At 57.3% G+C, this 22,236-nt stretch carries 13 protein-coding genes and 1 riboswitch; of the genes, 7 read left to right on the top strand and 6 right to left on the bottom strand.

Features of this window, described 5'->3' with window-relative positions; translation table 11 throughout:
- Positions 1 to 170 precede the first annotated feature (170 nt).
- The 5 genes from AB7008_RS10400 to metE form a co-directional block, all read right to left on the bottom strand.
- Positions 171 to 518, bottom strand: coding sequence for a sulfotransferase (locus AB7008_RS10400; RefSeq protein ID WP_011084869.1), 348 nt, complete (start codon positions 516 to 518; stop codon positions 171 to 173).
- A 978-nt stretch (positions 519 to 1,496) separates the two neighbouring features.
- Positions 1,497 to 1,682, bottom strand: coding sequence for a hypothetical protein (locus tag AB7008_RS10395; protein WP_014497780.1), 186 nt, complete (start codon positions 1,680 to 1,682; stop codon positions 1,497 to 1,499).
- A 2,026-nt stretch (positions 1,683 to 3,708) separates the two neighbouring features.
- Positions 3,709 to 4,581, bottom strand: a complete 873-nt coding sequence (locus tag AB7008_RS10390; protein ID WP_197535737.1) for a glycine amidinotransferase — start codon at positions 4,579 to 4,581, stop codon at positions 3,709 to 3,711.
- 702 nt (positions 4,582 to 5,283) lie between these two features.
- Positions 5,284 to 5,490: a hypothetical protein gene (locus AB7008_RS10385; RefSeq protein WP_026312600.1), complete on the bottom strand. Its 207-nt coding sequence runs from the start codon at positions 5,488 to 5,490 to the stop codon at positions 5,284 to 5,286.
- 2,029 nt (positions 5,491 to 7,519) lie between these two features.
- Positions 7,520 to 9,865, bottom strand: a complete 2,346-nt coding sequence (metE, locus tag AB7008_RS10380) for a 5-methyltetrahydropteroyltriglutamate--homocysteine S-methyltransferase (protein WP_011084864.1) — start codon at positions 9,863 to 9,865, stop codon at positions 7,520 to 7,522.
- A gap of 101 nt (positions 9,866 to 9,966) precedes the next feature.
- Positions 9,967 to 10,168, bottom strand: a riboswitch (cobalamin riboswitch).
- A gap of 351 nt (positions 10,169 to 10,519) precedes the next feature.
- Between metE and AB7008_RS10375 the strand changes: the two genes are divergently transcribed.
- The 5 genes from AB7008_RS10375 (at position 10,520) to AB7008_RS10355 (ending at position 17,544) form a co-directional block, all read left to right on the top strand.
- A complete protein-coding gene (locus AB7008_RS10375; protein ID WP_131234261.1) occupies positions 10,520 to 10,810 on the top strand; it encodes a hypothetical protein in 291 nt (96 codons plus the stop codon).
- Between the two features lie 345 nt (positions 10,811 to 11,155).
- Positions 11,156 to 11,881 (top strand): hypothetical protein, encoded by a 726-nt coding sequence (locus AB7008_RS10370; protein WP_014497786.1) that lies wholly within the window; start codon positions 11,156 to 11,158, stop codon positions 11,879 to 11,881.
- Positions 11,882 to 13,015: 1,134 nt separating this feature from the next.
- A complete protein-coding gene (locus tag AB7008_RS10365; RefSeq protein ID WP_014497787.1) occupies positions 13,016 to 13,729 on the top strand; it encodes a thermonuclease family protein in 714 nt (237 codons plus the stop codon).
- 8 nt (positions 13,730 to 13,737) lie between these two features.
- A complete protein-coding gene (locus tag AB7008_RS10360; protein ID WP_441258791.1) occupies positions 13,738 to 14,481 on the top strand; it encodes a carbonic anhydrase in 744 nt (247 codons plus the stop codon).
- A 1,896-nt stretch (positions 14,482 to 16,377) separates the two neighbouring features.
- On the top strand, positions 16,378 to 17,544 hold the full coding sequence (locus AB7008_RS10355; protein WP_014497789.1) for a flavin-dependent monooxygenase: 1,167 nt from the start codon (positions 16,378 to 16,380) through the stop codon (positions 17,542 to 17,544).
- 822 nt (positions 17,545 to 18,366) lie between these two features.
- On the opposite strand, the gene AB7008_RS10350 is transcribed toward AB7008_RS10355, so the two are convergent.
- Entirely contained in the window at positions 18,367 to 19,014 is a 648-nt protein-coding gene (locus tag AB7008_RS10350) for an FkbM family methyltransferase (protein ID WP_011084858.1), read from the bottom strand.
- 950 nt (positions 19,015 to 19,964) lie between these two features.
- Here AB7008_RS10350 and AB7008_RS10345 point away from each other — a divergent pair.
- On the top strand, positions 19,965 to 20,279 hold the full coding sequence (locus tag AB7008_RS10345) for a co-chaperone GroES (protein WP_014497790.1): 315 nt from the start codon (positions 19,965 to 19,967) through the stop codon (positions 20,277 to 20,279).
- 84 nt (positions 20,280 to 20,363) lie between these two features.
- A complete protein-coding gene (gene groL / locus AB7008_RS10340; RefSeq protein WP_014497791.1) occupies positions 20,364 to 22,004 on the top strand; it encodes a chaperonin GroEL in 1,641 nt (546 codons plus the stop codon).
- The last annotated feature ends 232 nt before the right edge of the window (positions 22,005 to 22,236 follow it).

Raw genomic sequence — 22,236 nt, 5'->3', positions numbered from 1 at the left:
GCGAGCCTAGGAAGACCCAAAACCAAATCGGGGAGTGAAGATATTATGCCATCGGGCAGACGAAGCATGAGATCAGTGAGACTGGAAACGCTGACCGGCTGCGAGCTGTCTGCCCGCCATGGAATCCCAGGTCGATTTCAATGAAGCGGCGATGGCGTAGGGATTGCGCATCAGAAGGATGTGTGGCGCTTCTGGATAGACGGATTCAACAAAGTCAAGGACCGTCCATAGCGTGGTGTCTTATCTATGATGATGCGCTTACCCGCTTCTGCCAGATACTGATCGTATGCTGCTTCTGCAAAAGCGCGGCTAACGATCGCGCGGTCTATCCGTCCTAAGAATTCGGAGGTTGCGGCCTCAATCAGTGCGCTGCCCCCCGGATGGCGCCGATCCACCTTGCCAAACGCCTCGAGCGCCAACATTAACCAGGGTTCAGGCGGAGCCACAATGTCTGGATGGAGCTTCAGCAAATGAGCCAGGAGTGTGGTCCCAGATCGTGGAAGACCGAGAGAAAGCACACTCAGGTGAACGACCAAAACGTCCGCTTATCGTCAGGCGCTCGTGCTGGGCACGCGCCCCCCTGTCGGCGCTAGCTCGATTGGGCGAAGCAAAGCGAGCCGCCCGATCGCATGAGGACCAACAGCTTGCGTACAAAGCGACGAAACGACAGAATTTTGGCTGCTACTCATGACCTAAGACCCATTCACTTTGATCGGGCGGGATCACAGAAGGGTAACTGCAATCGCGCCTCCGATTGCTCGACCAATAGAACGAAATTAAGCAACTGCTCAATTGCAGCAAGATTGACTCGGATGTAGGAAGGTTGGAAAGAACTATACGGACGTTTGCCGAAGACCGCGCGAGCACATGGCAGGTTGCTACGTATGTAAATGCGACTGCACCTCGCTGATTCTCGGCATACTCCAAGACATTTCGGGATATGAGCGGAGTGCTGCAAAGAATCAGGTCATATCGCGGGGGTCACACTTGAGTGAGCGCCGCGGCTAGCCGGTCAACACATTGGATTATAGCTCCGGCCAACTTTCTTTCGACAAGCGCAATCGTCCAAGCCGCACGAAGTATTTGGGTTAGCGGATCCGCAACGTCGCTCTTCCCCTGACAGGGGCTAAGGAGGCTGAATGACGGACCTGATCCAACATGCCACGGGATAACGCGATCAGCAAGCGCGCTTGGCCGCGTCTCTACTCACGAAGACGAGATTTTTCCGCCGTTCATGTGGAACATCCTTGGTAGGGCTACGAGCAAGACAATGTCTTCAATGCCGATTATGAATCACGACCGGACATAACCTTTTAGACCAACACTTTCTAACAAAGTCCATCAATGAGGATGCTGGAGCCCCACCGCCACATTGAAACGCCATCCAAAAAACCCCTCAGCGCGAATCGGCAAACCCAATTTGCTAGAGAACCTTCTATGGGCACTGAGGGCGGCCTGCGAGCCGCCCTACCGTGCAAGTACCAGCGCGGCCCAAGCTACCGCTGATGTCCGAGTCCGATTCCAAGATTTAAGGCCTTCTGGCGGAGCGCACCGACACTGCGTTTGGTCATCTTTGCTATTTTTATCACCGGGGTCCTGGCCTTCGAGTGGACTTTGAGCTCCTTGATATCTGCCTTCGTCCATTCGCGCCGCTTAACGCTTTTCTTAGTTGCTTTCTTCACGATGAATGCTCCTTTTTAGCGGAGCGGCTTGTAACATAGTTTTCTCGGCGCGACGACGGTAAAAAAATAGACAATATTATAGGACATCGCGCCAAGTGTAAGCTTTGGCATGTCTTCCGAAGCGAGGTGTCTGCACTGTTGCAGCTGCGCAATTGTAAACTTCATACGCACGTCGCGTTCTGATAGCGTTCCAATCGACGCCTTTATATCCGGAGCTAAACAACCGACACGCTCTCGAATAAGCGAGAGCCAAATCGCGATAGAGATCAACAGGTCCAAATAAGGAGGTGCGCCCAGAGAACGGAAAGATGTTGTGTCTCCGCGATATTGCTTAGAGAGGTGGCTGACGAGAATGATTAAAGGCACACTCACCTTTGATCACGCGCTCTTTGTCAAGTTCGCTTTTGGTCGTATTCAACTCGCGCAAAGAGCGCCGCCGCTTGATGGATCATGCCCAATTTTCGGGATAAGAAATTTGCTGAAAATCCAGCACGACTGGCGTCCACCGCCGATCAGGACACCACAGGCGTAGACCGCTTAAAGACGAGCAGAGACCTTCGTCGGCTGCCTTCGCCAACCAATACATGGGGTTCTTGGTCCCCTTCTCGTATTTGACCCGGATGCCTTCCGGGAAATCAGTTTAGCCGACCGTCTCGATGACACTGATGTGCACGAAGAGGCCAAATCCTTCGTCCCTCAGGTCAATATCTTTGGTCGCGTTCAACGACTCCACAACACTGATTACAACGACACTGTTTCTAGATTGAACTTCGCAATCCAGTCGAACTGCATCACCACCAGCAAGGGTTCAAGCGGCTTTCCTCCACGTCGACATCGGTTTACGTCGGCTCAATCGCATGCCGTGGGACGCTTTCTGCCCGTGTTCGCTTCCAGCCGAGAAACCAAAGGGAGCGGCAGCTCAGCTTTCGGCTCTTGCGCGATCTCTCGCTCAACCTGCGCCTGCATAGTACCCCGATCTAAGTTTTCGAGCGCCTCAAGTACTCTCTTCCCTCTTCGGTGATAATCCAGCACCCGGCCTTCCGCTCGATCAGCTTTTGGCCGAAAACATCGAGTGGGGTCGCGCGGCTCGCAATCCGCTTCATACGGTCCGTCCACTCCGGGCCGCTGCTAAAATAGATAGCCAAATGCTGCTTAACGACTTCGATACTCGCCAGACCGTGCGGCTGCAGGCGAGTATCTTCAGTATCGACAACTGAAAACTCGCGCACGCCATCGACTTAAGGAAAAGCCCATATTACATATTTTGAGGTAAGCTCCAGAGCTGCGAGCCGCTTTTCAAAAGAGAGCTTCCTCCTAAAGCCGATTGCACGACACCCGCCTGCCGTCGCCGCGGTAAGCAACGCTTTTCGACTGCATCTTGCCAGGACTCTTCCGAAGAACGGTTCAGCATTAGATAGCTGCGTTGACTAGGAGCGTGAGGTGGTCTCGACTGCCGACTTCGACCGACTTGAGATCAAACGACGTCGGTAGTAGCCACGCCGTTGTACATCCTGACGAATGACGTCGCTCACGAAACGAACCGCCCGCTTCTTTCGTTTCCAATTCCCGCCCAATCCCGCGGGGATCGCAAAGCCTCTCGGCACGACCAAAAGATCGTTTCTTTGGTTCAAATAGATATCGAACATGTGGTGGCTCTTTTTCGCACAAGCGTAGATCGGCTGTTCACCGATCTGGTGACATCGAAGCAACAGTTTCCTTTAAGTCACTGGACGATCAAATGACATTCAAAAGCTCCCGTCCTGATAAGGGAAGACGGTCACGCGCACAATGGTGCCGCAAGATGTGAGCGTGTGCACGTCCCGACTTACGGCGCCCGGAGAGGCACCCGTCAATGTCGACCTCAAACGCGGCGGAGAGTCTATCTAGGTGGCTCAACTACGGCAATGCCAGCCTACGCTACGATTTTTCTCCCAACTAGCTGATGCAGCATAAGCTTCGCCAGGTATGAGGCTCCCAAAGCAGCGGCTTAGCAGATCGTTGCCCGGAAAGCAGACGATCGTCGGTACTAGCTGAAGTAATCCTCCGGCCCGCCTTCGCGAACCGTGTCGAGAGTAACGCAATGGAACCCACCGCCGAAGATCCGTCTATGGCGGCGCCGAACCGGGACAACCTGAAAGCTGAACTGTTCAAGGATCCGAGCCAGCTCGGGGCAGGCGTCGTTGACTAAGACGACGTCAGGAGCGACCGAGAGGACGTTGACATCAATGTAAAGACTGGACAACAGCAGATCGTCGTCGTTGTAAGCCGGAAAACTATTTTTGGTTGGCTCGGGCGCTACTATCATGTCCCAGTTGCGCATTGCTTCTGGCAAATAGTCCGCCACCTCGCGAGACCGCACGAGCAGCGGCCCCGGCGCAAGCGCTATGACCATACTATCAATATGGCTATCGCAGAGCTTGTAGGCACGGTGGATCCGAAATCGTCCTTGCAAATGGCGCTCAAGCCAATCACATGGCATCGCGTGATTCTTGGTAGCGATATTTACGACGAGGTCGCGTCCAACACGCAAACACTGCGCACCGTCCCACATCATCTCGAGGCCAACGTCATAGGGATGTGTTCCGGGATGGTGGATCGGTTCCGTTGGACCACCGGTCGTTGACAGGGCGTAGGAGCGGTCAAATGAACGGTTAGTCATCAACGGGCGCGGCATCACTGACCATCGCGCGCCTCGGTCGAAATAGGACGCGAAGATTGGCTTGAGAAATTGCGTCTCGAAGTATCGTGAGCGGAGCATAGGAGGGGTCTCGATCAATTCGTCTCCAACCACTAACGCTATGTCGCGGACATTGAGCGGCGGCACGACTGCGGCCAACCAAGCAAGGGTGCGAACCTCCACGGTGGACGCATCGAGTGTCATCGGTCGATGCACGGTCACGTTAAGCTTCCGCAACGTGTTCACAATTCCTTCGACGTCCTCATTCAGTTCGTCCAGGTAGCGGTCCTTGATCCGATGGCGGACCCGCGTGCCAGCTTGTGTGCCCGCTGCCGCAGAGGACAGACGCGGAGCAGCGCGATCGTCTGTTCTCTACCCACTGGGATGATCCCGCCTTGGCCGGCTGGTCAGATGCGCTCTACACCATTGCCGGATACGTGCTCTACACCACGAATTCAACCTATCTGACCTGGCAGGTTCGCCGGCGGATGACGTATTTGCCGTCCCTTCGGGATTCCATATACGGCTGCCGGCGTGGTTCAAATTGTATAATTGGAACGTTTGCCACAGTAAGGCTACCGCACGGAATGGCAGCGGGCGGAAGTAAGGCTGATGCGGAGCACCGCTGCCAAGGTTCGAAGTGGACGCCGGTCACTGTAAAAGGGCAAAGTCTCATCCGATTGAAACGCGGAGCCGGACACAATGTCGTAGGCATGCTCCACGAACACGTCGTCGCGCCGGATGCCATAGCCGAAGAATACCATGACTGGCGAGGACGCCGGTGAATGTCACGGGCGTGAACTGAGAGCATTGGCCGGAGTTGAAGACCTTAAACTTCCTTGGAAACCCGGAAAGTGCGACGCCCTTGCAACTCAGGAGAGCTCGTCCTCGCGGAATGCTCGAAGATGATGTGGACGGATTGGCTCATGCAGGCGGTGTTCGAAGCTCCAGTACATCGGCGAAGATTGTCCAATCGCGGACCCGCCTTTGCCGGCAGAAATCGGTCTCCGCCTGCTGAGCAGCAGCACTCAGCGAGGCGGCATCGACCTTGAATGCTGCCTGGCACGCACGATGCTCGCCGCCGGCATCGTCGCAAACGATCTTCATAAACCGGACGCTAAATGAAGGCATGCCCCCTCTCTTTGTGTGGTTTGCTTATCCACTATTCTGCCATTCGCGCGGGGAGTATTTGATTTGCCTCAAGGAGCATCCCAAGAGGTCTGTCTGATCCTCCGAAGATAGGCCAAGAAAGTCCGCCGTGAACTTTACGAGTTGTCCGCGATAGTCTTGTGAACGACTGCCGCAAGTGCAGGCTTATCGCGGGCTGATTTCTGCCATGCGCCGGCGGCTATGCGCGCAAGCGATCGCTGGGCACCAAGAACCCCGAACTTGCATCGGCGGTCCACCTGAAGACGCGATTGCAGAAGCCGCTCATCACGCTTGTCCTAGCCCACGTTTCGATAAGCCCGGTCCAGGACTTCAGCGCCGGAGCTTAAGGTCTATCAGCGCCCGGCAAGGCCACCGAGTGAAAGGCGAAGCATCAATTGACCGTCGGCGTGCACGGAGCAATGGCGAAAAGTTGTCCTAGCCATGGGCGTGGGTTGCACCTCAATTCAACGCGTTGGTCTGTTGCAGAGAACGCGAGGCGCTGGCTGAAGCGCGAGTTCGGAACATGTCGACGAGCGTCTGCGGCTGGTAGCGGTCACGAGCCTCCGATCCCGGACGCGCACAACTTTTTGACAAGCATCAATGCTGCAGCGGCTGCCTCTGATAGAAGTGGTCTTCTAGTAAGGTCAGACGCACGGCGGACCGAAATGCTTGACGCCCATGATGCTTTCTTGCCCGGGTACCCGCTGCCGTTCCTAGGACTGCTACCAGACGCAGCCGCAGCCGCGCGGCGGCCAATGACCGGCCACATGATAAATTGCGCCGACTTGCGACGGCATCTACTTTATCGGCCTGCGGGACGGCCCTGCTATGGGCTCAGAGCGATGCCGCCCATCTAACGGTGTTAAGAAAATGCGCGCGTGAGGGAGGCCCCCCACACACAACCAACACGATGACGCCGGAGGATAAGGAGATGTGTCTCACCAACAAGGGACGTGATATGACAGACGGCCGGACCATTTACCCTGCTCCGGGCCGGATTACTGGAGCTGGAGTCCAGTCTAACTTGTGCAGCACAGCTACAAATATCAACGGCCGAGGCCTTGAGCTGATCCAAATCAATTCGACCAAAGCTCAGATGTCGTTTCGTGGCGCAGATCTAAATATTTCAGTTCGCGAGCGGATCATGTTTCGTCACAACAGCGCATGGCCGATAGCCCTCCGCCGCGGCTGACGCGATCGAGAACGCGGGCCATCCGAACGTTATCGGCTTGGGCCCGTCCGCGCAGAACCCAAGCGATGTGCGCGGTGTTAACAAGGTTATCTGAATTTGTCACCCCGCAGCTATGAACACCGCCCAGCATCTAATGATCTGACATGGGAGCAGCTTGGAAAGGCGCCGCCCTTCGATCAGGATCTGGAGATTGCCGTGATCGAGGGTAATTCAATTCACCGGGTGGTCTTTCCTTGCCGCCGGATCTTCGGCGGATGGATCAACGCGAATACCGGAGAGCAAATCGCTGTGCGGCCAACGCATTGGCGTATCTGGCCCGGATAGCCGTTATTCCAAATGGATTGGCGTGAGTTGGGGTACGGAGTGCCTTTGACGTCCTCTCTTCGGAAACTATCTAGCGTGGATTGATTGAGGGAGCCTGACGGCATCTCCGAGCGGACCGAATCCGCGCCGGTGCCTTGCGGTGTCCGTCAAGCATTAGTTTTCTCATTGCTGTCGCGGCCGTTGCCAACGTGCCCATGAGCGACAAATCACAGCCTAGACGGCCGCGTACCATGGCATGATTGAGCTGCGGCACTTCTGCTTGAATGGGTCGCAGATTTTCGGCGAATGTCGTCGCCTTGATCGAGCAGCCGGCAATTCTCCCGCGGCCGACGAAACTAGCGTAACGCGTCACCATCTTTTCTCCGAGACCGTACCTTCCCCGGTCCACGAAGTGGACCGGGCATTTTGTCAGCGGCAAGGATAGCCTCGATAATGTGGAAAGCGTAAATCACCATAACCCAATTAGCTTTGTCGAGAACAGACCGGAGCTCGGGATCAACGGATTTGCGGATCGGATGCAGCGCGCAGTTCGCGCGCGGCAGCGACCATGTTGGCGAGCGCAGGCCGAACCTCCTCCCATTTGCGCGTTTTTAGGCCGCAGTCCGGATTGACCCAGAGCTGAGAATCCTGCAAGCGCGTCCGAGCTAGCACGATCAGCTCCTTCATTTCGTCCGTCTCGGGAACGCGCGGAGAGTGAATGTCGTACACGCCCGGTCCGATTTGATTTGGATATTCGTACCTCCTGAACGCATCCAGCAGCTCCATTTTCGATCGCGACGTCTCGATTGAAATGACATCCGCATCCATTGCAGCGATCGCACCGATGATGTCGTTAAACTCTGAGTAGCACATATGTGTATGGATTTGCGTTTGATCGGTAACGCCCGATGAGCAGATGCGGAAGCAATCTCCGGCCCAATCGAGATATGCCTTCCAGTCCGACCGGCGCAATGGCAATCCTTCGCGAAGTGCAGCTTCGTCGATCTGTATCATCGCCGCACCGGCATTCTCGAGATCGCGGACTTCATCGCGCATCGCGAGCGCAAGCTGACGGCAGACCTCGCTTCTAGGAATATCATCGCGAACAAACGACCAGTTCAGGATCGTCACCGGTCCGGTCAACATCGCCTTCATCGGCTTACTAGTTAGTGATTGCGCGTAGCGCCACCATTCCACGGTGATCGGCTTCGGCCGCACTACATCGCCAAACAGGATCGGGGGCCTAACGCAGCGCGAACCATAGGACTGAACCCATCCATTCCTTGTAAATGCGAAGCCGGCGAGTTGCTCGCTGAAGTACTGCACCATGTCATTACGCTCGAATTCGCCATGAACGAGGACGTCAAGACCGATGTCCTCCTGCCAACGTACGGCGCGGGCTATCTCCTCTTTGAGGAACCTGTCGTATTGCTCCTCGCTCATCGCACCTCGCGCATGCGCCGCGCGAGCATTTCGCACCGCTGTGGTCTGCGGAAACGATCCTATCGTCGTGGTGGGAAAAGCCGGTAGTCCAAAGCGTTCCCTTTGGATCTCGGAACGACGGGCAAACGGGGTGGCGCGCTGGCGCATCGTCTGATCGATCGCCCTCATTCGGACAGCGACGTTGGCATTATGGATCTTCGGCGAGGTCCGGCGGGCAGTCGCAGCGCATTCCGACTCGGCAAGAGCTAGCCCAACATTCTGGTCGCCTGCGAGTACCCGCGCCAGGATCGCAAGCTCACGCATCTTCTGAACCGAGAAAGCAAGCCAGCTCTTGACGTCGGACGCGAGCCCGGTCTCGAGTTCAACATCGACCGGCACGTGAAGCAGCGAGCAGGATGGAGCGAGCTGTACACGGTGCCTGCCAAGCTTCGCAATCGAGGGCTTCAGCCGCTGACGGAGCGACGGCAAGTTCGACCGCCACACATTCCGGCCGTCGATGACACCGAGCGACATGACGAGATCACTTCGGCCGTCAGCAACGATCTGATCCAATAGTTCTGGCGCTCGAACCAAATCGACGTGCAGACCGGAAATTGGCAGGCTCAGGGCAGTATCCAGATTGTCGCCTAGGGCGCCGAAATAGCTCGCAAGCATGATCTTGATAGCGGGTCCCTCCTTTGCGAACCGGTTATAGGCGTGCAGCAACGAATTTCGCGCCGCCTCATCCAGATCAAGGACCAGGCAGGGCTCGTCAAACTGAACCCAACTTGCCCCTCGTTTGGCTAATTCATGCAGAAGGTCGATATAGACGGGTATCAGATCATCGAGGAGAGAGAGGGGCTGGAACGCACTATCGGTACTCTTGCCGAGCTTTAAAAATGTGACCGGCCCGATCAGGACAGGGCGGGTCTGAAAGCCAAGAGCCCTCGCTTCCTCATACTCTTCGACGGGTTTGCGAGAGCACAGTCTGAACGCCTGTCCCCGGTAAAACTCAGGAACCATGTAGTGGTAGTTGGTATCGAACCACTTGGTCATTTCCTGCGCGGGCACGCCAGATCCCCGCGGGCTCTGGGCGCAACTCGCATCCTGCTCGCCGCATTGCGATCCGCGGGCCATGGCGAAGTACGTTTGGAGCGAAACGGATTCTCCGTTCGCGGCGTAGATCTCCGGGATTGCGCCAACCATGACGCTTGTATCGAGCACCTGATCATACAGCGAGAAGTCGTTTGACGGAATGATCGTGACGCCGAGCGATTTTTGACGAGCCCAGTTCGCTGCGCGTAGGCCGAATGCGTCTTCGTGCAACTGCTGTTCACTAATCTTTCCAGCCCAGTAGCTTTCTAGAGCGAGCTTGAGCTCACGCCTTGGGCCGATGCGTGGCGTTCCGAGCGTAGCAACTGGAAGAGAGAGAGGAGACATAGCGTTAACCCCTGTTGGGGACAAAGGCCATGGCGGACGCAGGCAGGAGAAGTCGCGCGTGCGACGGCTGCTTGGCGCACCACCGAGACACCCCGCCCGTGGACCAATATATTGTCGGGGCCGGTCTCCTGGCTTGCTGGTCATCGCTGCTGTCCGGCCTTCCCGAAGCCGTGCAGGCTTCAGCGACATCGTCGGACAGCGGCTCGCCGCTCACAGTTGCGGGGGCAGAGCCGGCATTTGCACCGGCTTCCCTCTTAGCTCCGGATCAATGGGAACCGGAGAACCTCGACGACTTGGATTATCGGCAGGAGAACTCTTCCGTCAACCTCTCAGATTATGTGCAAGCTAATCTGCGACATCCGCTAGCCGAATGACCGTGCATCTCTGTGACTTCACCATCTAGAAACATTCTCTCATCAGAGATGTCATAATCAGACATATCCTTCTCAGATGCCGGATAAGCATCGGAGCTGCCTTGAGGCGGAGCCGCACGCTAAATTGATGAAAGGGACAGAAGCAGCCTGCCGGCGGGAGTACCGACGTTATATCAGAGCGCTTTCAATGCGGCTTTGCGATTTCCAGAGGTTCGCCCAGCACCTCAGCTAGCCAGCTCTTCGCTCAACTAAAGGATCTGCGGCGAATAGGCCAAGGCACGTGGCGAAATTTAGCAACTGGCGAGGGGTTGATTTGCGTGCCACCCAGACTTCAGAGCTGGGATCAAGCCGGCTTGGTGCTTGGCAATCACGCAGCTCGAACGCGGGCGGCACGATAGCGAACCACACAGCTCAATGGCGGCAAACCCACTTCCGTCCACAGGCATCCGGCATCGAGGCGTTCAACTCTTCTGCTAAATATCCGGTGCGGGACATGGATGCACAAGCTGCGGCGGATACGCCAAACAGAAACATCGAAAACATGCAAAGGTCGGAAAGTCGACAAGAGTGACACAAACTCCGTGAAATTTTCCGCCTATTGCCTGGCACGAAGAATGCAGACCCTCGGAATGCCCAGTCTCCTCCTCTGGGCAGGTCCAGCTCAGCCAATTGACGCAGTCGCTGCCGGGGAAGTTAGCTGCGCATGACATAGAGGGGAGCGCCTGCTCGCGCGGGACAGCTAGCGGGTGCATCCCCGTAAACTTCTTGCGATGGCATAGCAGGTTCGAGGTTGCCTGCTTCACAAGATATTTGGATGAAACGCGATAGGCCGAGGGTTATGAAGAGAATGCCTGGAAGACCCGCGCTATGGCTTAGCGTGGTCGGATTTTTAATCTGCCTCGCCTGGCCGGCTGCCATGAGCAATAATATTCGGGCCAGCGACAGTCCCCTTGTCGAACGACTGAAGTCAACTTGGCGAGCGCAAGATGGTGAGACGATAGAACAAATTATCTCCAATGTCTCGAAGGTGGCACAGTTCGTGCCTCAAATGTGGGGCGTTGTTGAACTTGGCCAAAACGACTTTATTTTCGTTTCGTGGACCAGACACCGGGACAACAAATCGGACGAACAGTACGTTATCGCCTGGAAGATCGCCCTCGACGGCACGCTTGAACTTGCGTCGACTTATGCGAAGCCGATGGAATTGGGCTGGCGCGCCCTGGCGCTCTCCCTAATCGCCAGTGAAGTCGCAGATGGCGAAAGGGACGCAAATCTTCGCTTTCTGCATGATCCGGCCAACTTCAACTTTGTGACTACCCCGCAAGGCCGGCTCGGCGATCTTCTGCGGCAGGGCCGCTGCACTATCATTGAACCAGTTGGAGTGGACTACTTACCGAAGCGGAATGATAAACCGGCCGAGAAGGGTGGCGTGTGGCGCGTTCTGCTCTTGGTGAATTGTAGTATCCAAGGACCACGTTATTTTACACACAACGGGGTCATCACTTTCGAGAAGAGAGAAGGACAGGATTGGGAGCCACAATCCTCCTTTGCCAAACGCATCGCGAAATTTCCCCCTGGCTCCTGGTTCCAACGCACCGAGCCAAAAGAAGAGGAAGACTTAGGAGAGCCAAGGCCTGAGTAAACCGCCGCAGAGCAACATCTTGCCGCAGTGGCGGAGCGCCTCGAACCTATTGCAAGACATACGCGCTCTACACTTGCTTTGTTTTAGCATCCGCAACGGTCCGGGTGCCTTTCTCGCAGCAGTCCGTCCCGTCGCAAGAAGGTCGGGCCGCGCGATTCCGTTTGTTCCGCCTAGTGTCAGCGGCGCGCACGAGCTTGCGAGATGTGGTTTTCCCGCCTTCACTCCACCCGGTGTGAGGACATCAGTTTGCGTAGCAACGTCGAAGGCACCAGGAAATGAGTGCTGAGACGAAGCCGGCGAGGAAGTTACCGGAAACCGTTCACCGGTAGCAACCCAGCATACCGCTGGGCGCTTGCGCATTTCGGAGCGTGCAGACCGGGAAGCTCAGAGCCGTACGCAAGAACGTCGAGGACCAGACTGGCTCGGCCCTAGCTTATCTGGCACCCATTCGTCTGCACGTCATAGATCCGGATTTCGAAGCATGGAAAACACTTCTATAACTGTGCTCCACCTGCCCTGGTCGACATCAACGATCATCCTGCCGGGCGGAAAAGGCATCGGATTTGCGCGGTTTGCTCGCGCAAGGAGCTAAGTTATGCGCGGGCGTCTACGCTGAACTCCATTGCGTCTTCTTCTAAATCGGTCAGAGCGAGCCAGACAAGATTTTTCACATCTTTTCGTGTGAAATGCGAAATTTCATCGCAGAACCGTCGGCAGCGGCAAGATTGCCGCTGGGAGCCGTGGCCGACCAGAACAAGGTTGCTCCTCAACGCCTGACTCCACCGCGAGCGCCGGCGCTTCATAGTCGGTCTCCTTTTTTGCAAAACACAACATTCCGGGGTTCGGGTTTGTTCAGCATCGCCCGTTCGGCCCGCCCGCGAGGATTTCCCCCTCAGGTGGAGGGTACAGCGCGGTCCTAGTGAGAGAGCCGATGCTCGAAGAATACCGCCGCCCGCCCCGAAGAAATCACTTGATCCTTACGCAGCGTCAGGCCGTAGGTTCGCGTTCCGGCGAAGCGCTCATAGAGCGCTCGGAAATGCCGGCGGAATAACGCACATAATGCTGTCAAGCAGTCGAATGTATCGGCACCGTATCGTGCGTGAAACGTGGATCAGGAGCGAAAGGTTATTGTCGGTGAACCGCGGAATTATGTTCGCATTGCTCGCTCTCGTCACATCTCCGGTCTGCGCCGCGACGCTCAGCGGTGCTCCGCGCATCCTCGACGGCAATACGATCGAGATCGAGAAAACCAACGTTCGGCTCTCAGGCATCGAAGCTCCTGAGACGGACCAGATTTGTCTCGACACCAACGGTCGCAAATGGGCCTGCGGCGTAGCTGCTCGCGACGAGCTTATCAAGCATTCAAATGGGCGAACCTGGGATTGTCACACCCAGAGAGTCGATGAGTACAGACGAGCCCTCGGTAACTGCTTCATCGAAGGCGAGAATGTGAATGTCTGGATGGTACGCTCGGGCTGGGCACTATCGGCTGCTGCATCTCACGCTGTCTATGAGTTGTCGGCAAGCACAGCCCATGCCGGACTGTGGTCGGGAGCGTTCATCGCTCCGTGGGACTGGCCTCGCCGCAATAAGGGCACGATGATCATCGGCGCGTGGTCGGTTCCGATCGACGCGCAGGAAGTACTGCTCGGATCAGTCCTGCTGTCGGAACCACCGTCCCCCGAGTGCCTGATAAAAGGCACTGTCGAGCGCAGCGGCGAGCGGATTTATCACCTGCCAGGGCAAGCCAGCTACGAACTAATCGATATGACGAAGAAGCGCAGCGAACGCTGGCTTTGTAGCGAAGCGGAAGCCGAAGCCACCGGGTGGCGTAAGGCCGTGCGATGAGGCGACACATGCATGCAGCCAATTCTCCAAATATGAACCATTTAACCAGCACTGCGCGTTCGCGCCGTTCGCTGTTGTTGTTTGCTGCTTCGACAGTTTTCCTACGATTCGGCAATAAAATTGCCGATGCAAGGGAAGCAAAAGGCACGCCCAAGCCAGATAACCTGCTGTCGCCAGATGCTGCCCTGAAGCGGCTGCTGATGGGAAACGATCGTTATGTCCAGGGTACATCGCGAGCCGACGATTTCAGGCGCGAGCGTTCGGCTTTGGTCGAAGGCCAAAATCCATATGCGGCGGTTTTGAGCTGCGCCGACTCTCGCGTGGCGCCCGAACTTGTGTTCGACAGCGGGCTCGGTGATCTGTTTGTCTGCCGCGTCGCCGGCAACTTCGCTAATGATGATACGCTCGCCAGTATGGAATATGCGGTCGCAGTACTGAACACGCGGCTAATCCTCGTACTAGGCCACGATCATTGCGGCGCGATAGACGCTACGATCAAGTCGCTCCATCAAGATAAGCCGCCGCCAGGGCACATTTCATCCCTGGTGACCGCACTTGCTCCCGCGGTGAACGCATCTCTAGGGCAAGCCGGCGATATATCCGCCCACGCAACCCGAAAAAATGTGATCGACAATGTGAACAAACTCAGATCGACGGGCCCGATTCTGACGGCTGCAGTTGAGCAGAACCGGCTGAAAGTCGTCGGAGGCCTGTATCGGATCGGCACCGGTAAGGTCGATATTGTCAGCTGACGCTAGCACATTCACACCCGAGGCGAATCATCTGCCGTGTGATACGGCCCTTCCGTTCCGCTGTTTGGTCCACCGTCTGCGACAAATGCCCCGGATACCATCCGCTCCATAATAATGATCACTTCGGGAAGTCCTTCGGTATGCGTGGCGTCTTGATTCTCCTCATGTTCTACCTACTCATGTTAGCAACACGCGGCGAGCATCAAGAAACGCACCTAACGCGTCCGACAGCGTTCATGCCTCCATATTGAGTTGCAAACCCAATAGCGTGGTTCCGGTAGCAGATAGCGATGAAGCGCATTGCCTGGCTGTGAACTCCAGAGCCGGCGACGATCCTGAGATCTTCTAGCTCCGATCGAGCACGCCATGAATGGTGTTGCTTTATCACCAAGCTCAGCCAGGGCTGCAGATCACATAGAACAACCAGCAGGACTGCCATCATTCGTTATGATAGTCTCGTTCGCCGCCAAGGACCCGGCCCGCAATGATAAGGCCGTTGAAAGCATGGTTGTTTTCACCACGATCTCGCATGCGCTGCCTGATATTGCACACAGTCGCGCGACCCGCCCGCTTTGGACAATTTACTATCCGTCCTCCATAACGAGTTCGACACGAGACGAAACTGGCAGCTCGCAAATTGCATAGCGTGTACGCGAAACCCATCAGGTTGTTAGTCGCTGCGGACACAGTAAGTTGTGCCAGATTTGTCCGCCCAGGCGAATACCAGAACAATGATTCAAATGTTGCGCACCGCGTCTGCCAGCCAGAAATCATCTAACAACCGATAGATTTGGCAAGCAAGCTCTTCAACCACGGCGTCGCTCAGTAGGAAACAGAAGACTAGCTTCAGAACGTGGATCCCTCATCAGTCGTAACGCTCGTGGCGCAGGCATGCTGCGCGAATTTGGCAAGCTCGGCCAAAATCTCAGCATTGGAAAACCGCCGAAGAGGGAGGCGCCGGCGGCTGCAAAAGAGGTCGACAGGTCAGAATTCTGCCCGAATTTCTTGCGTCCTGTAGGACAGAAGGTAGACGGCTCGTGTGCTGCAACGAGCCTCCTAAGCTCCCCGGGGCCTCTTCGAAGCGCGCCTTGTCTTTGCTTGCATGAGCCGGGTACTCTTGCAGTGCCTCGAACAGATTTGATCGCGTAATTCAGCGTCTTGAGCTCCGTGCGTTTGCTGAACACCAGCTGTCTGGAGGTCCGCTTCTAACCAGGCGCTCCCCGCAGTCGCACGAACAGCTATTGGGCTGTTGGTAGCATCGGGAGATCGGAGCGGGTCTTAATTTTGGCACTAACGTTGAATCTGGCCGGTCGGCGATCGAGGTCCGCTTCTGTCGGTTTGCTTGCGGCTTGTTGAGTCAATGACATTGGCGGAAAGTATACACGAAGACACGAGCATGTGTGGCACGGCGCGGCGGAATGATCTCGCGAGATTCGGACAAGGCCGGCAGACATGCTTAATGGCACGCCGATTGCTGAGACGATGGAAAACTAAGTCGCAGGCTTGAGCGCCCTCCCGAGCATAGCTCAGGAACTCCAAACTTGGCTCGACCCGGCTTGTCCGACGTATGAGCACACGTCCATGGAGAAGACATGACATCGCATGCCCCCCCGACCAGCCGCCGGAGATCCAGCCCGGCAACCACGGGCCGATGTCGCGCCGCCGTCTACCGGCTGTTTTGCCGGCCAGCCTCCATGCAACGGCAACAGCTACATCTCAGTCTGGCTTCCCGGCCCTTAAATTGGGAAGCTACCGTGCGCAATCTCATGCAAGCGATATCAACTGCGACAGCTCTGAGAATGTCCTCCAGCCGGTATCGTATCACCCAGCTTCGCCCCGTGCGCAGTCAATGGCTGACGCACGACCATGGTCGGCACAAGACGCGGAGGACGATCTATGAACGCTTCACCCGAAAAGCAATGTCCTGTATCCCACACCGCGGCTGCGACCTGGGATAATCTGTCGCCGCTACTTGTCGAGATCCGTGCGCGTCGCAACGAGTTTGGCCCCGCGCAGGAAATTCCAAAAGAGATCATCGACGGCTTCAGGCGCATCGGTATCTATCGGGCTATGGTCGCGAAGCGATTCGGCGGCGAGGAGCGAACACCAGCCGAATTTTGCCGCCAGATCGAGCGCATCTCCGAGGCCGACGGATCCGCCGGTTGGGTCGCCAGCTTCGGGGATGGAGCTCGCTACCTCGCTGCTCTTCCGGACGACACGCTTCGAAAAGTGTACGCCAATGGACCTGACGTCGTATTGGCGGGTGCGCTCTTCCCGCTCCAGCCCGCCAGGCGATGCGCCGGCGGATTTGTCGTGAACGGCGTGTGGCCATTCGCTAGCGGCTCGCCCGGGGCGGATTTGATAGGAGTTGGTATAAAACTGGAAGACGATCCGGCCGGAGACCTCCCGCGTGTAGCGGTGATTCCGGCAGAGAAGGTGACAATCCGGCCCAATTGGGACGTCATCGGACTACGAGGCACCGGAAGCCACGACGTTGTCGTCAGCGACGTCATTGTGCCAGAGCAATGGACCTTGATCCGCGGCGGTCCGGCAACACTTGATGGGCCGATCTATCGTTATCCGTCCGTCGCTTTCGCTGCGCAGGCGCATGCGGTCGTCGGCATCGGGATTGCGCGAGCCGCAATAGACGAGGTGATCGCCATGGCCGGAAGCCGCGCCTCGATCACTGGAGCGCCCGTGATGGCTGAGCGCGGCTATGTCCAACTTGAAATCGCCAAAGCCGAATCTATGCTACGTTCCGCTCGTTCCTTCTTTTACGAGGCCACGGAAGAGCTGTGGAAGCAAGCGCTCACGGGCGGGGTAAATCTGAGCACCACGATGCAAGTGCGGCTCGCCGCGACGAACGCCGCGCGGCAGGGCGCTGAGGTCTGCAGGATCTCGAGCGGTCTTGCTGGAACTGAGGCGCTCTATACCAGCAGCAACCTAGCACGCGCCATGTGCGACAGCTTCGTGGTTGCCCAGCACGCAGCTTTAAACGAGGGAACGCTTCAGAGTGCTGGCCTCGCCCTGCTCGGAACTGCAATACAGCCCGGCTTTCCATGAAGTAAAGGGATCAGGCGCGGGCAAACCACAGGCCACGCGAATGGATTGCCGAGCGGGATCGACCTGAATTTCTGCGCAACGGCAACCCACGAACTTTCCAAATCACCGAGCGACGGGGCTCGACTCTCACGGGCTGTGCCGCCTGGGCGCACCGTGCAGCACTGCACGGCGCAATATCCTGGCACTCAACCTTGCGCTTATCGATGCGGCACGCCGACACTGGCAAGGGCAGTACGACATTGATGTGAAGCGTACCGTGCACCTCCATCGGAATGATGGATCAATCTGGCTCTTGGCCGCGGCTGGCGGATCGGCATCGACGGCGCGGAAGAGACGCTGCGGCCGCATGAGATCGCGCATCGCCTAACCGGCCATCTTCCGGCTGAAGAGACCCATGTCAGCCCTCCAATACAGCCAGCCCTCTGCCGTTGGGATGGAGTGACATTAGCAAGCTAGACCGGTTTGGGGCGCGCCGATGAGGCCGCGCGATGGTTTGGCGTGATCGGCAGTAGATCCTGGCGACTGCCGGTAGAGCGGAACCGACGAAGCGACGTCATGAATGTGCGAACGCCTTGCTGCTACATCGGCTGTTCGATCGCCACGGCACCACGGCCTTAGCTCCTCAGGATCGGATGGACCCGCTGACTACCATGGCGCTGGCCGCTCCCTATGGACCGGCTGGCGTTCACGCCGGCTCGAAACCGCACACCAATCGGGCTAACGATAGCCGCCCGCCTTGACGATCACCGTTGTGCAGCTACGGCCATCACAGAGTACGCTGATCAGGCGCTGCATGAATGAGACGCTAGATCTGAGTAGCTGCTAGACACGCGTATTCCTGAGCAATACATCACCTTCCACTGCGCGCGGATAGTGAGCCGCCACTTCAAATGATGGCAATGAGCTAAGAATGGCTTGCAGGCTCAACTGCCCTTCGTAGAGCTCGCGATCACTATATTCGGTGTAGATGAAGCGCGTGTTGCTCAAGGTCCGCATGCCGCCGGCGATAACGTCGGCTTCGGCTCCCTGAACGTCCATCCAGATGAAATCGACTCCGTCCAATTTGGCTTCGCTGCACCAGTCGTCCAGCCGCCGTGTTTCAACCGAGACAGGCCGATCAAACCGGACCCAATCATACTCGGTAAGATGGTTCTTTGGGCGGCGTATTGAGCCGGACAGGTCCCAATCTTTCGCATCCCCATCTGCATTACTCGGATGGAAGTCGATCGTCCCGTTTCGGTCGCTGATGGCGATTTCTAGCAGCTTCACCTTATTGAGGGATGGACCAAGCTTCTTCTTGAAGCGCGCGATCGCTCGGGGGTCGGGCTCAAAGCAGTAAAGCTCGGGTTGCGGGCACAGCTCGAGGAACTTTTGCGTATCAGTCCCATCATTGCAGCCAATATCCAGGATGACGGGATTCGGCTTCTGCAGAAGTGAGACGATGTGCTGATGTACTTCTACGGATGACACAGATGCTCTTCCATGGTGCGCGGAGATCGGATGAATTTCGACTTGGAAGCCGATCACACGCCGGAAGCAGCTGCACAACGTATATCAAGGTATATTGCTCTTATATCCGCCAATCCCTTCGATCCTCGACAGCTGTTTGGATGCCATCGACATCAAGTAGAGGGAATCTATCGAGCACCTCGCGATGCAATCTCGACCCTATCGCCGGAAAATGCGGCCTCAGTGAGTTAGATCGCCGTCCTGGCTTTTCGCCGGCCGAAAGAACGCTTTCGTTCAAGCGCCACCTGCCGGATATGATCTATGGCACGTGCCGAGCAGAGTGGCCCCTTATGCATAGCAACAGCCCCTCATCTCGATGACAATTGCGCAAAAATGTGCGCTGTCGGCTGATGGCCGCCATCTCAGATAGTAGCTCCCGTCAATCTCTTCCGCGGAATCGCCGGCGAGGAACGCGGCCGGTGAAAGCACCGCGGTGCGCGATGTCCGGCGCAATCAAGCTTTCGCGGCGCGCGCAAATTTCTTCAAGTGCTGCCGGCACGATGACCAGGGTGAAGTCAGTAGGGTTTGAGCACCGCCGCTGGACACCGTTTGTGGACCGCACGCTTTGCCCGCCACAGCTGCTAGATGGTGCCGTCAGGCAATCATGTGCAATGCCAGCACCGCCGCCAACACGCGAGGCCTTTCGACCTGTTCAACGACCACCGGAGCAACGTTGAAGTCTTCCCGGGATCAATGCAGTATTCGAAGAAACGCAATGTCATTTTCACGACAGCCGGGCGGGCTGGTGCACCTCTGCGCGTTTGCTTCTGGACAACACAATCGCAGCCGCTGAATGCTTCAGCAGTACTGGAAGGGCAGATCGCTTAGCGCATTTCTGGCCTGACTCTTGCTACGGGCTGCTTGTCACATTGTGCCTAACTTCAACTTGTTCACACGCTCAGGAGACCTCTATGAAATTCCGTCCGCTTCACGACCGCGTCGTGGTCAAGCGCATCGACGCAGAAGAGAAGACCGCCGGCGGCATCATCATCCCCGACACTGCCAAGGAAAAGCCATCGCAGGGCGAAGTCGTTGCAGTTGGCCCGGGAGGCCGCGATGATAGCGGCAAGCTAATTCCGATCGACATCGAAGTCGGTGATCGCGTGCTGTTTGGCAAGTGGTCCGGCACCGAGGTCAAGATCGATGGGCAAGACCTGTTGATTATGAAGGAGAGCGACGTGATGGGTGTTCTCACCGATGTCTTCTCCAAGAAGAAAGCCGCCTAATTCACAGCTCGCAGCTCACCCCTCCTGAGGAGAGCCCATCGGGCGCGCCAAAGGATGAATTAATAGGGACTGAAGGAATTTTGTATGTCAGCCAAAGAAGTGAAGTTCGGAGTAGACGCGCGGGACCGTATGCTGCGCGGTGTCGACATTCTCGCCAACGCCGTGCAGGTCACGCTCGGTCCAAAAGGCCGCAACGTCGTGCTCGACAAGTCGTTCGGCGCACCTCGAATTACCAAGGACGGCGTTGCAGTCGCCAAGGAGATCGAGCTCGACGACAAGTTCGAGAACATGGGTGCCCAGATGGTGCGTGAGGTCGCTTCGAAGGCTGCGGATGCTGCTGGCGACGGTACCACCACCGCGACCGTCCTGGCCGCTGCGATTGTGCGAGAAGGCGCCAAGTCGGTTGCCGCCGGCATGAACCCGATGGACCTCAAGCGCGGTATCGACCTTGCGGTCGAGGCTGTGGTTGCGGACCTTCAGAAGAACTCCAAGAAGGTCACCTCGAATGAGGAGATCGCCCAGGTCGGCGCAATTTCGGCTAACGGCGACCAGGAGATCGGCAAATTCCTCGCCGACGCGGTGAAGAAGGTCGGCAACGAGGGTGTCATCACCGTCGAGGAAGCCAAATCGCTCGAGACCGAGCTCGACGTCGTCGAGGGCATGCAGTTCGACCGCGGCTACATCTCGCCCTACTTCGTCACCAACGCCGACAAGATGCGCGTTGAGATGGACGACGCCTACATCCTCATCAACGAGAAGAAGCTCTCCTCGCTGAACGAGCTGCTGCCGCTGCTCGAGGCCGTGGTGCAGACCGGCAAGCCGCTGGTCATCGTCGCCGAGGACGTCGAAGGCGAAGCGCTCGCGACCCTGGTCGTGAACCGTCTCCGTGGCGGCTTGAAGGTCGCGGCCGTCAAGGCTCCGGGCTTCGGCGATCGCCGCAAGGCCATGCTGCAGGACATCGCGATCCTGACCGGCGGCCAGGCGATCTCGGAAGATCTCGGCATCAAGCTCGAGAACGTCACGCTCAACATGCTCGGTCGCGCCAAGAAGGTGATGATCGACAAGGAGAACACCACGATCGTCAACGGCGCCGGCAAGAAGGCCGACATCGAGGCGCGCGTGGCCCAGATCAAGGCGCAGATCGAGGAGACCACCTCGGACTACGACCGTGAGAAGCTCCAGGAGCGTCTCGCCAAGCTCGCAGGCGGCGTCGCGGTGATCCGCGTCGGCGGCGCGACCGAGGTCGAGGTGAAGGAGCGCAAGGATCGCGTCGATGACGCGATGCATGCGACCCGCGCGGCAGTCGAGGAAGGCATCGTCCCGGGTGGCGGCGTCGCCCTGCTCCGTGCCTCCGAGCAGCTCAAGGGTCTGCGCACCGAGAACGACGACCAGAAGACCGGCGTCGAGATTGTGCGTAAGGCGCTGTCCTGGCCGGCCCGCCAGATCGCAATCAACGCCGGCGAGGACGGTTCGATCGTAGTCGGCAAGGTCCTCGACAACGAGCAGTACTCTTTTGGTTTCGACGCCCAGACAGGCGAGTACAGCAACCTCGTTTCCAAGGGTATCATTGACCCGGCCAAGGTCGTGCGCATCGCGGTCCAGAACGCCTCTTCGGTGGCCGGGCTGCTGATCACGACGGAAGCGATGGTTGCCGAGCTGCCGAAGAAGGCTACGGCTGGTCCAGCAATGCCTGCGGCCCCCGGCATGGGCGGTATGGACTTCTGATCGGCCTCCTTAAATTCTCGATGGCATGCAAAACCCTGGCGATAATGTCAGGGTTTTTTGCAGCGAGCGGTCTGTAGCCTGCCAGTCGACGAAGAATACAGCCCATGGGCCTATCGGCCTATCCATGTGCGCGGCGGCAGGCCCCGGCTCAACTTGCTTGTGACCGTTCCTTGGCGGCGACAGGACCGCGTCCGGCACGACGCGCTGAGGGGATGGAATGTGTCTATGCTAA

It is taken from the genome of Bradyrhizobium sp. 521_C7_N1_3, assembly GCF_052075975.1.
GTDB lineage: Bacteria > Pseudomonadota > Alphaproteobacteria > Rhizobiales > Xanthobacteraceae > Bradyrhizobium > Bradyrhizobium japonicum.
The sequence above is the reverse complement of the archived record's forward strand: the minus strand, read 5'-3'. Positions and strand labels throughout refer to the sequence as shown.

What these genes read in the sequence shown, in the direction of transcription:
- AB7008_RS10385 (WP_026312600.1), bottom strand. Translation starts at nt 5,490, where the DNA reads ATGCCTTCATTTAGCGTCCGGTTTATGAAGATCGTTTGCGACGATGCC.
- metE (WP_011084864.1), bottom strand. Translation starts at nt 9,865, where the DNA reads ATGTCTCCTCTCTCTCTTCCAGTTGCTACGCTCGGAACGCCACGCATC.
- AB7008_RS10370 (WP_014497786.1), top strand. Translation starts at nt 11,156, where the DNA reads ATGAGCAATAATATTCGGGCCAGCGACAGTCCCCTTGTCGAACGACTG.
- AB7008_RS10360 (WP_441258791.1), top strand. Translation starts at nt 13,738, where the DNA reads ATGCATGCAGCCAATTCTCCAAATATGAACCATTTAACCAGCACTGCG.
- AB7008_RS10355 (WP_014497789.1), top strand. Translation starts at nt 16,378, where the DNA reads ATGAACGCTTCACCCGAAAAGCAATGTCCTGTATCCCACACCGCGGCT.
- AB7008_RS10345 (WP_014497790.1), top strand. Translation starts at nt 19,965, where the DNA reads ATGAAATTCCGTCCGCTTCACGACCGCGTCGTGGTCAAGCGCATCGAC.
- groL (WP_014497791.1), top strand. Translation starts at nt 20,364, where the DNA reads ATGTCAGCCAAAGAAGTGAAGTTCGGAGTAGACGCGCGGGACCGTATG.